At 69.8% G+C, this 14,218-nt stretch carries 15 protein-coding genes; 6 read left to right on the top strand and 9 right to left on the bottom strand.

Annotation, left to right across the window (positions count from 1 at the left end; all coding sequences use genetic code 11):
* Positions 1 to 343: 343 nt before the first annotated feature.
* From tsaE to OG588_RS30235, 6 genes are all read right to left on the bottom strand, one after another.
* Positions 344 to 865, bottom strand: a complete 522-nt coding sequence (gene tsaE, locus OG588_RS30260) for a tRNA (adenosine(37)-N6)-threonylcarbamoyltransferase complex ATPase subunit type 1 TsaE (protein WP_405950021.1) — start codon at positions 863 to 865, stop codon at positions 344 to 346.
* The gene (locus OG588_RS30255; protein WP_405950020.1) at positions 831 to 2,069 is read right to left on the bottom strand and encodes an alpha/beta fold hydrolase; all 1,239 of its coding nucleotides are present in this window, start codon (positions 2,067 to 2,069) and stop codon (positions 831 to 833) included. The genes tsaE and OG588_RS30255 overlap by 35 nt, the downstream gene beginning before the upstream one ends.
* Positions 2,066 to 3,343 carry an alanine racemase gene (gene alr, locus OG588_RS30250; protein WP_405950019.1) on the bottom strand — a complete coding sequence of 426 codons (1,278 nt, stop codon included), beginning with the start codon at positions 3,341 to 3,343 and terminating at the stop codon, positions 2,066 to 2,068. The genes OG588_RS30255 and alr overlap by 4 nt, the downstream gene beginning before the upstream one ends.
* A gap of 55 nt (positions 3,344 to 3,398) precedes the next feature.
* The gene (locus OG588_RS30245) at positions 3,399 to 4,301 is read right to left on the bottom strand and encodes a L,D-transpeptidase family protein (RefSeq protein ID WP_405950018.1); all 903 of its coding nucleotides are present in this window, start codon (positions 4,299 to 4,301) and stop codon (positions 3,399 to 3,401) included.
* Between the two features lie 206 nt (positions 4,302 to 4,507).
* The gene (locus OG588_RS30240; protein WP_405950017.1) at positions 4,508 to 5,944 is read right to left on the bottom strand and encodes an NAD(P)H-hydrate dehydratase; all 1,437 of its coding nucleotides are present in this window, start codon (positions 5,942 to 5,944) and stop codon (positions 4,508 to 4,510) included.
* A 77-nt stretch (positions 5,945 to 6,021) separates the two neighbouring features.
* Complete coding sequence (locus OG588_RS30235) at positions 6,022 to 6,393, bottom strand: holo-ACP synthase (protein ID WP_352181990.1); 372 nt, start codon at positions 6,391 to 6,393, stop codon at positions 6,022 to 6,024.
* A 186-nt stretch (positions 6,394 to 6,579) separates the two neighbouring features.
* Here OG588_RS30235 and OG588_RS30230 point away from each other — a divergent pair, with 186 nt between their 5' ends.
* The gene (locus tag OG588_RS30230; RefSeq protein ID WP_405950016.1) at positions 6,580 to 7,581 is read left to right on the top strand and encodes a hypothetical protein; all 1,002 of its coding nucleotides are present in this window, start codon (positions 6,580 to 6,582) and stop codon (positions 7,579 to 7,581) included.
* Between the two features lie 12 nt (positions 7,582 to 7,593).
* Positions 7,594 to 9,348, top strand: coding sequence for a M16 family metallopeptidase (locus tag OG588_RS30225; RefSeq protein WP_405950015.1), 1,755 nt, complete (start codon positions 7,594 to 7,596; stop codon positions 9,346 to 9,348).
* A gap of 105 nt (positions 9,349 to 9,453) precedes the next feature.
* Here the strand turns inward: OG588_RS30225 and OG588_RS30220 are convergent, their stop codons facing one another.
* Complete coding sequence (locus OG588_RS30220; RefSeq protein WP_405950014.1) at positions 9,454 to 9,864, bottom strand: hypothetical protein; 411 nt, start codon at positions 9,862 to 9,864, stop codon at positions 9,454 to 9,456.
* A 143-nt stretch (positions 9,865 to 10,007) separates the two neighbouring features.
* Between OG588_RS30220 and OG588_RS30215 the strand changes: the two genes are divergently transcribed.
* Positions 10,008 to 10,472: a hypothetical protein gene (locus OG588_RS30215; protein WP_405950013.1), complete on the top strand. Its 465-nt coding sequence runs from the start codon at positions 10,008 to 10,010 to the stop codon at positions 10,470 to 10,472.
* Positions 10,473 to 10,479: 7 nt separating this feature from the next.
* On the opposite strand, the gene OG588_RS30210 is transcribed toward OG588_RS30215, so the two are convergent.
* Positions 10,480 to 10,887, bottom strand: a complete 408-nt coding sequence (locus OG588_RS30210; protein ID WP_405950012.1) for an ATP-binding protein — start codon at positions 10,885 to 10,887, stop codon at positions 10,480 to 10,482.
* 187 nt (positions 10,888 to 11,074) lie between these two features.
* Between OG588_RS30210 and OG588_RS30205 the strand changes: the two genes are divergently transcribed.
* The 3 genes from OG588_RS30205 to OG588_RS30195 are packed head-to-tail and all read left to right on the top strand — an operon-like array spanning position 11,075 to position 12,323.
* Positions 11,075 to 11,911: a helix-turn-helix domain-containing protein gene (locus OG588_RS30205; protein WP_405950011.1), complete on the top strand. Its 837-nt coding sequence runs from the start codon at positions 11,075 to 11,077 to the stop codon at positions 11,909 to 11,911.
* Between the two features lie 8 nt (positions 11,912 to 11,919).
* Entirely contained in the window at positions 11,920 to 12,096 is a 177-nt protein-coding gene (locus OG588_RS30200) for a DUF397 domain-containing protein (RefSeq protein WP_405950010.1), read from the top strand.
* Entirely contained in the window at positions 12,093 to 12,323 is a 231-nt protein-coding gene (locus OG588_RS30195) for a DUF397 domain-containing protein (RefSeq protein ID WP_405950009.1), read from the top strand. Before OG588_RS30200 ends, OG588_RS30195 begins: the two co-directional genes overlap by 4 nt.
* Here OG588_RS30195 and glmS read toward each other — a convergent pair.
* On the bottom strand, positions 12,284 to 14,131 hold the full coding sequence (gene glmS / locus OG588_RS30190) for a glutamine--fructose-6-phosphate transaminase (isomerizing) (RefSeq protein ID WP_405950008.1): 1,848 nt from the start codon (positions 14,129 to 14,131) through the stop codon (positions 12,284 to 12,286). The two genes, OG588_RS30195 and glmS, sit on opposite strands and share 40 nt — an antisense overlap.
* Positions 14,132 to 14,218 lie beyond the last annotated feature (87 nt).

Below are 14,218 nucleotides of genomic sequence, written 5' to 3'. Positions count from 1 at the left end.
AACTGCGCGCCCAGGCACAACGCGCCCGCAGCCAAACGACTACGCGGCTCTTTCCTGCTCAACCGGCGGAGCCACCGGCTCCGGCGCGGGAGGCGGCGTAGAAACGGCCTTGACCGCAACCCCCGCCGCCAACAGCTCCCGCATGGACACCCCAGCGAACGCATACGGCCGCGCCCACTCACGCTGGTTCTCTGAAGCCGACATGGACGCCTCCTGGGAGCCGGGGGCAGACGTAGTTAGGTAGACCTAACTACGAACTGGATACCATGTGACCACGCGCAAGACCCCGAACGCAACATCTTGCCGACACCTTGTCGGAACCCACACTCCTGGCACCTCCCGGTCAGCCCCCGAGCACGCCCAGTTCAACCGCGGCCCACCGCGCACCGAGCCCGGTGACGGTCACATGCCGTACCTCGTCGGTCGTGTCCCCGACGGCCCGGTGGATGACGAGCGACAGCCGGTCGTCCGTCAACTCCTCGACCTTCCCCTCACCCCACTCCACGACGATCACGGACTCGGGCAGCGAGACATCGAGATCGAGGTCCTCCATGTCGTCGAGCCCGCCGCCCAGCCGATACGCGTCGACGTGCACAAGCGGCGGCCCGTCACCGAGCGAGGGATGCACCCGGGCGATCACGAAGGTCGGCGAGGTCACCGCCCCCCGCACTCCGAGCCCCTCCCCCAGCCCCCGGGTGAGTGTCGTCTTCCCGGCGCCCAACTCCCCCGCGAGCATCACGAGGTCGCCCGCGCGCAACAACTTGGCCAGACGCAGCCCCAACTCCCGCATCTGCTCAGGGGAGTTGACGGTGATCGATACGGACAGGGGCTCAGCCGCGTTGTGCGGTGCTGCTGGTGCTTCCATAACCACTTACGGTAGCGCCTGCCGGTACGGCACCCGCGCGGGTGAGCAGGTCGGCGAGGCGGTCGGTGACGACCTCCGGGTGCTCCAGCATGACCAGGTGCCCGGCGTCCGGCACGAGCACCAGCTCGGCGTCCGGCAGCAGGTCGGCGATGGCCTCGCTGTGCTCACTGGGCGTGACGAGATCGCCGATCCCGGCCAGCACGAGCACCGGCATGTCCTTGAAGTGGGTGAGGGCGGCGGTCTTGTCGTGGTCCGTGAACGCCGGGTAGAACTCGGCGACGACATCGATCGGTGTGCCCTCGATCATCCGCTCGGCGAACCGCGCGACCGCCGGATCGACGTCCCGCGAGGCGAACGAGTACCGCTTGATGATCCCGGCGAACAGATCGGCGGTGGCCCGCCGCCCCCGCTCCACCAGCGCGGCCTGCTGCCCGAGCGCCTTCAGCACACCCGGCAGCACCCGCCGCACCGCGTTGACCCCGGCGACCGGCAGCCCGAAGTTGACCTCGCCGAGCCGCCCGGAGGACGTACCGACGAAGGCGGTGGCGACGACCCGGTCGCGGATCAGGTCGGGGTACTGGTCGGCGAGGGCCATCACCGTCATGCCGCCCATGGAGTGCCCGACGAGCACGATCGGCCCCTCGGGCACGGCCGCGTCGATCACGGCCTTCAGGTCGCGCCCCAACTGGTCGATGGTGAGCGGCATGTCGTCTTCCAGCTGCGCGACCCCGCGCTCGGAACGCCCGTGGCTGCGCTGGTCCCAGTGCACGGTCCGCACGACCCCGCGCAGGGCGGCCCGCTGGAAGTGCCAGGAGTCCTGGTTCAGGCAGTACCCGTGACTGAAGACGACGGTGACGGGGGCCGGCGCCTTCCGCCCGAAGAGCCGCCGCCGCTTGGGCGTCACGGCGACCTCCGACTCGATGTCGTCGACCTCGTAGTACAGCTCCGTACCGTCGTCGGCGCGGGCCGTACCAGGCGTACCGCGCAACGAGCCGTACGGCCCGGTGGAGTCGAGCGCCAGCCGGGCCCGCTCGCGCATCCCGCGCCCGACGGTCATCCGCTCTATGGCGACACCGGCCGCGGCACCGGCGGCGATCACACCTATCGCGGCACCGGCGATACCGGTGACCTTCCGCCAGTTCCCGCCCGCCCCCGCGGCGGCGGAGGCGACCGCAGCGACTGCCTCCGCACTGCTCTCGCTCACGTGCCGCTCCTCTTCACGTCAGAACCCTGCGCTACGTCGTCTCCCTCATACCCGGGAATGATCTCCGGAACGACCTCGGGGCCGACCCCGGGACCGCCCTCACCGACGACCTCATTGACGTAGACGCGGGGAACGCGTGTTCCGATGCGGGTCACGATCTCGTAGGCGATGGTCCCGGCGGCCTGCGCCCAGTCCTCGGCGGTGGGCTCACCGTGATCACCGGCCCCGAACAGAATCGCCTCCGCCCCGGCCTCCAGCTCGTCCCCACCCAGGTCCACGACGAACTGGTCCATGGCGACCCGCCCGGCGACGGTCCGCCACTTCCCGCCGACCAGCACCGGCCCGGTGCCGGAGGCGTGCCGCGGGATGCCGTCCGCGTACCCGACGGGGATGAGGCCGAGGGTGGTCACGCCCGGGGTGACGTAGTGATGCCCGTAGCTGACCCCGTGCCCGCCCGGCACCTGCTTCACCAGCGCGACGGATGCCTTCAGGGACATCACCGGCCGCAGCCCGAAGTCGGCCGAGGAGCCCAGCTCGGGGCTGGGCGAGATGCCGTAGACGGCGATGCCGGTCCGGACGAGATCGAAGTGCGCGTCGGAACGGGTGAGCGTGGCAGGCGAGTTGGCGATGTGCCGCACCTCGGCCCGCACCCCACGCTCCTCCGCGTACGCCACCATCTCGCGGAAGAGAACGAGTTGGGCGTCGATGGAGGGATGCCCGGGTTCGTCGGCGCAGGCGAGATGGGACCAGAGCCCGGTGATACGGAGAAGCCCGTCGGCCTCCGCGCGCAGAGCACCGCCGACCAGCTCGGCCCAGTCGTCGCCGGGCTGACAGCCGTTACGCCCGAGCCCGGTGTCGGCCTTGAGCTGCACGCGCGCGGGAAGCCCGACGGCACGAGCGGCGTCGACGACCTCCTCCAAGGCCCACATCCCGCTCAGCGACACATCGAGATCGGCCTCGATGGCCTCCCGCCAGGGCCCGCCCGGGGTCCACAGCCAGCACATGATCCGCACACCGTCGGGCAACCCGGCGCGAGCACGCAGGTCAAGCGCTTCCTCAGGCGTGGCAGTACCGAGCCAGGTGGCCCCGGCCGCGACGGCCGCGCGGGCACACGGCACCGCCCCATGGCCGTAGGCATCGGATTTCACCACGGCCATGAGGGCCGCGCCCGGCGCGAGGGCGCGCAGGGCACGCACATTTGCCCGCAGGGCGCCCAGATCGATCTCGGCGCGGGCGCGGAGCGGTGCGGTGAGCTGTGTCGCTGTCTCATTCATGGCACCCCCAGTGTCTCAGAGGGGACTGACACCCCCTCTGAGCCCTCCTTGTTCCCTAGTTCCCGGGCCGGTGCCCCCACACGTACACACGGTCACCCTTCTTGAGGACTCCCCAGAGCTTGCGGGCGTCGGCCAGTCGCAGATTGACGCAGCCCCAGGAGCCGACGGTGGTGTAGATGCTCCCGTAGACGGCGTGGAAGGCGATGCCGCCGTCGAAGAACTGGGCATACGGCATAGGGCTGTTGTAGAGCGTCGACCAGTGGTTCTTGTGCTTCCAGTAGATCTTGTGCCAACCGCCCCGGGTCACATGCCCACCGCGCCCACTGCGCATCGGCACCGGCCCGAAGACGACCTTCTTCCCCTTCTGCACCCAGGTCAGCTGCCGGTCGAGATCGACACAGGCGACCCGGTAGGAGCGGACGGGACACTTCCGCGCGGCGTTCGGATTCTTCTTCGCACCGATCAACTGCATCCGCGCCCAGGTGACCGGCCCGGCGAACCCGATCGCGGGCTTGATGCCCTGCTTCTTTTGAAAGGCACGAATGGCCTTGCAGTCGGCACCCGACTGCCTGCCGTCCACCTTCAGCTTCAACCACCGCTCCACGCCCCGCTGATACGGCCCGGCCTGCTTGCTGCAGCTCACCTTCGCGACGGCGTCCCCGATCGGCACGTACTCGACGAGCGCGTAGGTCCCCGCGGCGGCGTTGTGCGGCTCGACCCGGTCTTCTTCAGCGCTGGGCGTGTACACCTTCGGCGGGAGCGCCTGATCAGGCGTGTCGATCTGCCACGGCTGATACGGCCCGGGCGGCACCCCCGGCACCAACTCGCTCTCCCCGGGCCCCGCAGCCGGCGGCACCGGCCCGTCGGCTGCCCAGGCACTACCGGCCCCGACGGGGAGAGCGATCACCGCGGTGAGCAGCACCGCGATACTTCTGTGCGCGATTCGTGTACTGATCATGCGATCAGAGAAACGTGGCGGTACGACGGGACGCGGGTGCCGCGCGGAGGGGTCACCCTTATTGACGAGCGCGAGCCCTTTCAGCACAGGCCAGCTGTATTCAGCCCGTCCGGCGTTTGAGGACGAGGCCGTCCAGGCCGAAGCGGGGCTCTGGGGGCGCAGCCCCCAGTGATGGGACGGGTAGGGGCGGCGGGGGCGAAAGAAACTCAGCCCCGCACATCCCGCCACGCGACCCGAACCGCCTCAGCCACATCATGCGCCCCCACCGGCGCCCCATCCGCAGCCAACCTCCCCGCCAGCCCATGCAGATACGCCCCCACACTCCCCGCGTCGAACGCCGACAACCCCGCCGCCAACAACGACCCCGCGAGCCCCGACAACACGTCCCCGCTCCCCGCCGTAGCCAGCCACCCGGTCCCGGTCGGATTCACCCGCACCGCCCCACCCCCCGGGTCGGCAACGAGCGTGGTCGACCCCTTGAGCAACACAGTCGCCCCATACCGCCCAGCCAGCTCCCGCACGGATTCCAACCGAGCCCCTTCAACTTCCCCCCGAGGAACCCCGAGCAACGCAGCCGCCTCCCCCGCATGAGGAGTCATCAACGTCGGCGCCCGCCGCCCCCGCACCGCACCCGCATCAACCAACCGCAGCCCGTCCGCATCAATCAGCACAGGCACATCAGCGGTCACCACATCAGCCACGGTCGAGGCGTCATCACCACCCCCGGGCCCGACAACCCAGGCCTGCACCCGCCCAGCCTTCAGCGGCCCACCCTCCGACACCAACACCTCAGGAAACCGAGCGATCACCGCATCAGAGGCCGGCCCGACATACCGCACGGCTCCCGCCCCACCCCGCAAGGCCCCGGCAACGGCAAGCACGGCAGCCCCCGGATATCGCCCGGACCCGGCGGCGATCCCGACAACCCCCCGCCGATACTTGTCACTCTCGGCCCCCGGCACGGGCAACAACCGCGCCACATCCGCATGGTGCAGGGCCTCCAACTCGGGCTCGTCGGGCAGTTCACCCCCGAGCCCGATGTCGACGAGCCGCACGGCCCCGGCGTACTCCCGCGCGGGATCGATGAGCAACCCAGGCTTATGAGCCCCGAAGGTGACGGTGACATCGGCCCGCACGGCAGCCCCCCGCACCTCACCGCTGTCCGCCTCGACCCCACTGGGCAGATCTACGGCGACGACGACACCCCGGGAGTCCGAGGCAAGCCCCGCCAGCCGCGCGGCATCGGGCCGCAGCCCGCCCCTCCCTCCGATCCCGAGAATCCCGTCGACGACGAGATCGGCGCGGAGGACGGTCTCCTCGGCATCACCGGCCGCGACGGTACGACCGCCCGCCCGCAGCAGCGCCGCGAGCCCGCCCGGGTGGGTGCGCTCGGGCGCGAGCAGCACGGCCGCGACCGCCGCGCCCCGCCGAGCCAGCCGCGCCCCGGCGTACAGGGCATCGCCCCCGTTGTCCCCGCTCCCCACCAGCAGCACGACCCGACTGCCGTAGACCCGCCCCAGCAACTGGGCGCAGACAACGGCCAGTCCAGCCGCGGCCCGCTGCATGAGCGCACCCTCCGGAACCCGCGCCATCAGCCTCTGCTCGGCTGCCCTTACCGTCTCCACGCTGTACGCAGTACGCATGCGTTCGAGTCTGCCCCGGAACCGCCCGCACCCGCACCCGGGTGAGCCACCCCGACCGGCGGCCGCGGTCCCCGCAGTCACCCCTCCGCAATAACCACCGCAGAAGCCACCCCCGCGTCATGGCTCAACGAAACATGCCAGGACCGCACTCCCAGCTCGGCAGCCCGAGCCGCGACAGTCCCGGTAACCCGCAGCCGGGGCTGCCCACTGTCCTCGACGTACACCTCGGCGTCCGTCCAGTGCAGCCCGGCCGGCGCGCCGAGCGCCTTCGCGAGGGCCTCCTTCGCGGCGAAGCGCGCGGCGAGGGACGCGTTCCCCCGCCGCTCCCCACTCGGCAACAACAACTCGCTGTCCAGGAACAGCCGCCGAGCCATCCCCGGCGTACGGGCCAACGACGCCGCGAACCGGTCGATCTCGGCCACATCGATACCAACCCCGATGATGCTCATGCCGAGCACCCTATGACCGCGTCGTCCCCCGTCCCACCTGTCACAGACGGCTGCTAACCTGCGGCAACTCGCACCACACGCACGACATCAAGCGCACGACACCACACGCATGACACCACTCACGTTCGCGCGCCCTGGGGGGCCAGTAGGCGCGCCGTGGGTTCAGGATTCGCCAGGGGGCGGAGCATGACCACCACGCGCACGACGACCGACGACGACGAAAGACCCGTAGCTCTGTCGGAACCGGTCGACGACCCGTTCAGCACGCTGCCGGACCTCACCCCGCTGCGGGACGCGGCCCGAGCAGGCGACTGGCAGGCGACGCAGACCTTCTTCACCACCCTCGGCTCGACCGGGAACCCGGTCGAGAACTCCGCGGAGAAGATGTCCTTCGCCGCGGCCCAACTCGCGGGCCTGGACGGCGTGGAGACCTACCTGGAGCGGGCGGCGGCCGAACACCCCGCAGACCCCCTCCCCCGTACCCTGCTCGCGGAGCGCTACATCCGCATCGGCTGGGCCATCCGCAGCCGCTACCGCGCGGAGCACGTCTCGCGCGACCAGTTCGACCAGTTCCACGACTGGCTGCGGCGGGCCGAGCGGCTGCTGATCGACGTGTGCGCCGAGCAGCCCGACAACCCCGCCGCGTGGACCGCCCGGCTGCTCACCGCCCGCGGCCTGGAACTCGGACAGACCGAGGCCCGCCGCCGCTACGACCGCCTCTCCGCCCACCACCCGCACCACTTCCGCGCGCAGTCCCAGCTGCTCCAGCAGGTGTGCCCCAAGTGGAGCGGTTCCTGGGAGGCGGCGCACGCCTTCGCCCAGGAGTGCGTGGCCGCGGCCCCCGGCGGTTCGCACGCCGGGGCGGTGGTCGCCGAGGCGCACATCGAGCACTGGGCGGCCCTGGACGGCGTGGAGCAGCGCACGTACATGCGGAGCGTCTCGGTGCGCGACGAACTGCGGGCCGCCGCCCGGGCGTCCGTGCTGCACCCCGACCACGCCCCCGGCTGGAGCTGGATCACGGCGGACAGCGCGTTCGCCCTGGCCTTCTCGATCGGCGGCCATGTCGAGGACGCGGCCGCGCACTTCGTCTCCCTCGAAAACCGGGTGAACGAGTACCAGTGGCAGTACCTGCCCGGCTGGCAGGCCGCGTTCGTGAAGTACCGCAAGTCCGCGCTCGCGACGCTCTAGGGGGAGCCGACGATGACGACCACCGAGTTCGCGCCGGAGGCCCTCTCCGGCCTGATCGGCTGCACGACCACCCAGGGCATTCCCACTCTCTACGCACCGCGCCAGGGCGGCCAGGTCACGGCCGGTCTCTTCTTCCGGGTGGGCCGCGCCGACGAGACCCTGGCGACGGCCGGGCTCACCCATCTCGTCGAGCATCTGGCCCTGCACCGGCTGCAGTTGGCCGACCTGCACTTCAACGGCGCGACGGCGAACACGTACACCCTCTTCCACGCGACGGGCGACGAGGACGAGGTCGTGACGCACCTCAACAGTGTCTGCGCGGCCCTGCGCGACCTGCCGCTGGCCCGGCTGGACACCGAGCGGGAGATCCTGCGCACGGAGGCCGCGAGCGGCAAGAACGGCGCCAACTCCCAGCTGCCGCTGTGGCGTTACGGCGCTCAGGGCTACGGACTGTCCAGCTACAGCGAGTTGGGCACCTGGAGCGTGACGCCGGACCAGGTGAGCGACTGGGCGCGGACCCGTTTCACCCGTGAGAACGCGGTCCTGTGGATCACGAGCGAGTCCGTCCCGGACGGCCTGGACCTCACCCTGCCGACAGGCACCCGCCTCCCGGCCCCGGCGGCCACCAGCGCCCTCCCGACGACCCCCGCGTACATCTGCGGCGAGGACGGCCACGTGGTCCTGACCTCGGTCGTACGACGGTCGACGGCTGCCGCGGTCTTCGCGGACGTACTGGGCCGGGCGCTCTTCCAGGACCTGCGCCAGGAGGGCGGTTACTCCTACTCGGCGGAGGCCGACTACACCCCGCGCGACGCCGACTTCGCCACGCTCACCGCGTACGCCGACGCGCTGCCGCAGAAGCAGGACGCGGTGGTCGGCGGCTTCGTCGACACCCTCGCGCGCCTCCGCAACGGCACCATCGCACAGTCCGAACTGGACTCCGTCCGCGGCAAGATGCTCAAGATCTACGACGTCCCGGACTTCGCCGCCGCCTCACTCCCCGGATACGCCCTGAACCTCCTCCTCGGCCACCGCGTCCTCTCCCCCGCCGAGCACCGGGCCGAGTTGGCGGCGGTCACGGTCGCGGACCTGCGCGAGGTGGCCCGCGAGGCATGGGCGTCCACCCTGCTCCAGGTCCCGGGCCACCGGGGCGTGGACTGGGCGGGCCTGACCGTGGCCCCGCAGTACTCCGCGACCACGGTCACGGGCAGCGGGCACAGATCCCTGGAGAACGAGGACGTCACGCTGGTCATCGGCGAGGAGGGCGTGAGCGTCACGACCCCGCGCGGCGCGGTGACCGTCCCCTACGGCACCTGCGTGGCGATGACCACCCGTCCCGACGGAGCCCGCGGACTCACGGGCCCCGACGGCTTCGCGATCACCGTGGAACCGGCGTTGTACCGCGACGTGACACCGGACCGGATCGCGACGATCGACGCGGCGGTACCGGCGGCGGCGGTGGTACGGCTGCCGGCCCGCGCTCCGGAACACATCCCGCGGCCTCGGGAGAGGGCACCGCGGCCCCGGCCGTCCAAGGACTTCGGCCCGGCGACGTGGGTCCCGACGTGGCTCCGTACCGTCGGCGGCTGGCTGCTCGCCGTGGTGGCGGCCACGGTTGTCCTGTTCGGTGGATTCACGATCGTCCTCCAGTTCATCGGGCCCGACGGGGACTTGGGCGGCGCAGTCGCCGTCGCCCTCATCGAGGTCCCACCGGTCATGCTCCTCCGGAGGCTGTACCTGGTGCATCGCATGCGACGACGACGATGACCCGGTGATGGCCCGGTCCGGGCGTACCTCTCAGGTCAGCAGTGCTGGACTCCGGAACGTCGAGGCACTACCCAACTGCCAACTGCCCATGGAAACCGGCCGAGTTCAGGCGGCGTCGAGGGCCCCGGTGATCTTGCGGACCATCTCCAGCATGACGGGGCCGGGCTCGCCCTTCTTGGGGCGGACGGCCGCTTCGAGGGCGACGAGGACGGTGCCGCGGAAGTTGTCGGCCTCGGCCGGGTCCTGCTTCTTGAGCAGGCTCATGGCGGTGGTGAGGGCCGGCAGCACCTGATCGGCGATCTCGGCCACGGACTTCCCGTCCAGGTTCGGGATCTTGGAGTTCTCGGCGAGCACGTACCCGACCGGCCCGGTCGCCGAGGCCAGGGCGAGGCTGCCCTGGGTGGCGATGCGGTGCGGCGAGCCGGTGGTGGCACCGGCGGCGGCCATGAGCGTGATGGCGCCGTACGCGGCGGTACGGAGGGTGAGCTTGTCCTGGTCGGTGAGGTTGATGCCCATGGTGATGTGCTCCTTGGATTCGTCAGGCCGTTACGCCCCGGGTCGGGGCTCGCATCGCCTTCGTTCTGGAACAGAGCCTGCGCCCACCCGGTTTCACGACGCCCTCAGCGCGCTTTCAGCGGAGCGCAACTAGCCTGAAGGCCATGCATCAGCCTCGAAGGCGCGACCGGCGACCCGCTCATCGCGCGGGGACGGCCCAACACCGGTTTCCGGCCTTGGTAGTTGAGGTCGAGGGGGCCGACGTGCTGATCGTCGGCTACTTCTCCGGCAAGCAGCGGGACTGGGCCGCGCTGATGGACGCGGCGGCGCGGGCGTTGGAGGAACGCGGTGCGCGGGTCGTGGGCCGGATCGTGCAGCGGCGGGGCGTCTCGGCCGGCGGCGCCAGGAAGATGGCGTTGCCCTATTCCTCGCGAACTCTCCTGACGTACGGCAAGGTTCGCGAGGCGGCGACACTCCGGGAGCGGACGAACGCCGACGCGGCGGTCTTCGTGGGCGACCTGACGCAGCGTCAACGTCGCGTGCTGACCGGGATGTTGGGCTGCCCTGCAGTAAGTCTCGCCGATGCGCTGACATCCGGGGCATCCGGGGCATCCGAGGCATCCGGCTGAACAACCCTTAAGCCGCGTCGAGTTCGCACCAGACGTACTTGCCCCGGTTGCCGTTCCGGGCGAGGGGCTGCCACCCCCACTGCGCGGCACAGGCCTTGACGAGGGCCAACCCGCGCCCCTCCTCCGCGTCAAGAAGCAGATCGAACGTCCCCGGCGGCTCGGGCGGCCGAGGATCGGCGTCCCAGGCCCCGACCTTGAGCACCCCGCCCGCCCACCCCACGCGCAACGCGACCGGACCTTCGGTATGCCGTACGGCATTGGCGACCAGCTCGGCGGCGACGAGTTCGGCGGTGTCGACGAGACGGATGAGTCCGTGGACGGTGAGGATCAGTCGAAGGGTACGGCGGCTGACGGTGACGGCGCGGGGGTCATTGGGGACGTAGAGGGAGTACTCCCAGGGTTGTTTTTCAGGCATGGGTCAACTCCGTTGGGGTGTAGGGGAGTTCAGGCAGATTTCGTGCGGTGGCTCCGCCACGGCCGTCATGGCAGGACGGAGTGGTGCACTTCCGCAGCGTGTGCGTTGCCTCACCAACGGTAGGGATAACCTGTCATCCCAAGCAAGCCGATCGCGTAATCTGCCCCCAAACGAGGAGGAGCAACCGATGGTCCTGAGGCGCGAACCAACGGCACGTCAGATGCGCCTGGGGATCGAGTTGCGCAGACTCCGCGAGGCAGCGGGACTCACCGCCGTCGACGCTGCGTCCCTGCTCGGTACCGGTCGCGTCCAGATCAGCCACATCGAATCCGGGCTGACAGGCGTGAGCGAACAGCGACTTCGCCGCCTGGCGTCCCACTACGCCTGTACGGACGAGGAGTTCGTCGACGCGCTGGTGGCGATGGCCACGGATCGGACGCGGGGGTGGTGGGAGGAGTACCGGGGCTTGTTGCCGACGCCGTTCCTCGACCTGTCCGAGCTGGAGCACCACGCCCGATTCCAACGCCACGTGGCCATCCTGTACGTGCCGGGGCTGTTGCAGACGGAGGACTACACACGTGCGGTGTTCTCCTCCAGACTTCCCGAACTCACCAATGAGGAAGTGGAGTTGCGCATCCAGCACCGGATGACACGACAAAAGACCAACGTCCCGTACGAGGTGGTGCTCCATGAGGCGGCCCTACGGATCAGGGTCAGCAACCGCGCCACCTCGCAGGCTCAACTCGCGCAGCTTCTTACGCTTTCCGAAGCGGACCACATCACCCTGCGCGTCATCCCCTTCGACGTGGACGACTTCGCCAAAGCCTCCAGCACGATGACCTACGTGGGTGGCCCCCTGCCCAAGCTGGACACAGTGGTGCGTGACGCGCCCCACGGGTCCGTCTTCATCGATTCCGAGGCTCAACTCAACACCTACCGAAGGAGCTTCCGTAGAGTGGTGGCCGCGTCACTCGAACCCGAACAGTCGCGCAAGTTCATCCACAAACTGACCAAGGAACTGTGAGGCATCGCATGGACAACTGGCGGAAGTCGTCCTACTCCGGCGAGGGCGACGGCAACGAGTGCGTAGAGATCGCGAACTCCCCCACCCACGTAGCCATCCGCGACTCCAAGACCCCGGCCGACCACACCCTTACCATCCCGGCCGACGCCTTCACCACCTTCATCGAAACCCTGAAGGACGCATGACGCCCGCCGCCGCCTGGCGGAGGTCCTCCTACTCGGGCCCAGGCGACGGCAACGAGTGCGTAGAGATCGCGAACTCCCGCACCCACGTGGCGATCCGCGACTCAAAGACCCCAGCCAGGGCCACCCTCACGTTCCCGACCGGAGCCTTCATCCCCTTCATCGCGGCCCTAAAGCCGACTCACTCCGCTCACTCCACCGTCACCGACTTCGCCAGGTTCCGAGGCTGATCAACTTCGTTCCCCCGAGCCGTAGCCAACTCACAAGCGAACACCTGCAACGGCACGGTCGCCACCAACGGCTGCAGCAACGTAGGCGTGGCCGGGATCCGGATCAAGTGGTCGGCGTACGGAACGACCGTCTCGTCCCCCTCCTCCGCGATCACGATGGTCATCGCACCGCGCGCCCGGATCTCCTGGATGTTGGACACGATCTTGTCGTGGAGTACGGAACGCCCACGGGACGACGGCACGACCACCACCACCGGCATCCCCTCCTCGATCAGAGCGATGGGCCCGTGCTTCAACTCCCCCGCCGCGAAGCCCTCGGCGTGCATGTACGCCAACTCCTTGAGTTTCAGGGCGCCTTCGAGGGCAACGGGGTAGCCGACATGCCGGCCCAGGAACAGCACGGTGTTCTTCGACGCCACCGACCGCGCCAACTCCCGTACCGGCTCCATCGTTTCCAGCACCCGCTCGACCTCACAGGAGATCTGCGAAAGGTCCCGGATGACGGCCTGGATCTCGTCCCCCCACTTCGTGCCCCGCACCTGACCGAGATACAGCGCGACCAGATAACACGCCACCAGCTGCGTCAGGAACGCCTTCGTCGACGCCACGGCGACCTCCGGCCCGGCGTGCGTGTACAGCACCGCGTCCGACTCACGGGGGATCGTCGACCCGTTGGTGTTGCAGATGGCCAGGACCTTCGAGCCCTGCTCCCTCGCGTGCCGTAGCGCCATCAGCGTGTCCATCGTCTCGCCGGACTGGGAGATGGCGATGACCAGAGACCGTGCGCCCAGGATCGGGTCCCGGTACCGGAACTCGCTGGCCAGCTCCACCTCGCAGGGGATCCGCGTCCAGTGCTCGATGGCGTACTTGGCGATCAGCCCGGCGTGGAAGGCCGTGCCGCACGCGACGATGACGACCTTGTCGATCTCCCTCAACTCATGGACAGGGATGCGGACTTCGTCCAGAGACAGCAGGCCGGCCGCGTCGATGCGGCCCAGCAGCGTGTCGGCGACCGCCTTCGGCTGCTCGGCGATCTCCTTGAGCATGAAGTAGTCGTAGCCGCCCTTCTCCGCGGCGGAGGCGTCCCAGTCGACGTGGTACGAGCGGACCTCGGCCGGGGCGCCGTCGAAACCGGTGACCGTCACGCCGTCGCGGCGCAGCTCGACCACCTGGTCCTGGCCCAGTTCGATCGCGGAGCGCGTGTGGGCGATGAACGCGGCGACGTCGGAGGCGAGGAACGCCTCCCCTTCCCCCACTCCGACCACGAGCGGCGAATTACGACGCGCGCCCACCACCACATCCGGCTCGTCCGCGTGCACCGCGACCAGCGTGAACGCGCCCTCCAGGCGCCGGCACACCTGCCGCATCGCCTCCGCCAGATCCGCGCACGCCGAGAACTCCTCGGCCAGCAGATGCGCGACCACCTCGGTGTCCGTGTCGGAGGCGAGATCGTGCCCGCGCTCGGTCAACTCGGCCCGCAGACAGGCGAAGTTCTCGATGATGCCGTTGTGGACGACCGCCACGCGCCCCGCGTTGTCGAGGTGCGGGTGGGCGTTCGCGTCCGTCGGGCCGCCGTGTGTGGCCCAGCGGGTGTGCCCGATTCCCGTCGAGCCCGCCGGCAGCGGGTGGTCGACCAGTTCCTTCTCCAGATTGACGAGTTTCCCGGCCTTCTTGGCCGCCGCCAGCCCGCCGTCCGCTAGCACGGCGACGCCCGACGAGTCGTAACCCCGGTACTCCAGCCGCTTCAGTCCGGCCATCACCACATCGAGCGCCGACTGCGACCCCACGTATCCCACGATTCCGCACATGCGCCGCAGCCTAGGCTGCGAAGCCCGTCCGAACACGGCACTTCGTGCCCGATTTCGGAAATTCCGGCCATGGTCGAGAACCGGCCA

The organism is Streptomyces prunicolor (genome assembly GCF_045162825.1).
Lineage (GTDB): Bacteria > Actinomycetota > Actinomycetes > Streptomycetales > Streptomycetaceae > Streptomyces > Streptomyces prunicolor.
The sequence above is the reverse complement of the archived record's forward strand: the minus strand, read 5'-3'. Positions and strand labels throughout refer to the sequence as shown.

Bases quoted from the DNA above. Each gene is read 5' to 3' on its own strand.
- OG588_RS30195 (WP_405950009.1), top strand. From the start codon at position 12,093: ATGACGCCCGCCGCCGCCTGGCGGAGGTCCTCCTACTCGGGCCCAGGC.
- tsaE (WP_405950021.1), bottom strand. From the start codon at position 865: ATGGAAGCACCAGCAGCACCGCACAACGCGGCTGAGCCCCTGTCCGTA.
- alr (WP_405950019.1), bottom strand. From the start codon at position 3,343: ATGAATGAGACAGCGACACAGCTCACCGCACCGCTCCGCGCCCGCGCC.
- OG588_RS30210 (WP_405950012.1), bottom strand. From the start codon at position 10,887: ATGCCTGAAAAACAACCCTGGGAGTACTCCCTCTACGTCCCCAATGAC.
- OG588_RS30215 (WP_405950013.1), top strand. From the start codon at position 10,008: ATGCATCAGCCTCGAAGGCGCGACCGGCGACCCGCTCATCGCGCGGGG.
- OG588_RS30230 (WP_405950016.1), top strand. From the start codon at position 6,580: ATGACCACCACGCGCACGACGACCGACGACGACGAAAGACCCGTAGCT.
- OG588_RS30200 (WP_405950010.1), top strand. From the start codon at position 11,920: ATGGACAACTGGCGGAAGTCGTCCTACTCCGGCGAGGGCGACGGCAAC.
- OG588_RS30235 (WP_352181990.1), bottom strand. From the start codon at position 6,393: ATGAGCATCATCGGGGTTGGTATCGATGTGGCCGAGATCGACCGGTTC.
- OG588_RS30240 (WP_405950017.1), bottom strand. From the start codon at position 5,944: ATGCGTACTGCGTACAGCGTGGAGACGGTAAGGGCAGCCGAGCAGAGG.
- OG588_RS30205 (WP_405950011.1), top strand. From the start codon at position 11,075: ATGGTCCTGAGGCGCGAACCAACGGCACGTCAGATGCGCCTGGGGATC.
- glmS (WP_405950008.1), bottom strand. From the start codon at position 14,131: ATGTGCGGAATCGTGGGATACGTGGGGTCGCAGTCGGCGCTCGATGTG.
- OG588_RS30225 (WP_405950015.1), top strand. From the start codon at position 7,594: ATGACGACCACCGAGTTCGCGCCGGAGGCCCTCTCCGGCCTGATCGGC.
- OG588_RS30245 (WP_405950018.1), bottom strand. From the start codon at position 4,301: ATGATCAGTACACGAATCGCGCACAGAAGTATCGCGGTGCTGCTCACC.
- OG588_RS30220 (WP_405950014.1), bottom strand. From the start codon at position 9,864: ATGGGCATCAACCTCACCGACCAGGACAAGCTCACCCTCCGTACCGCC.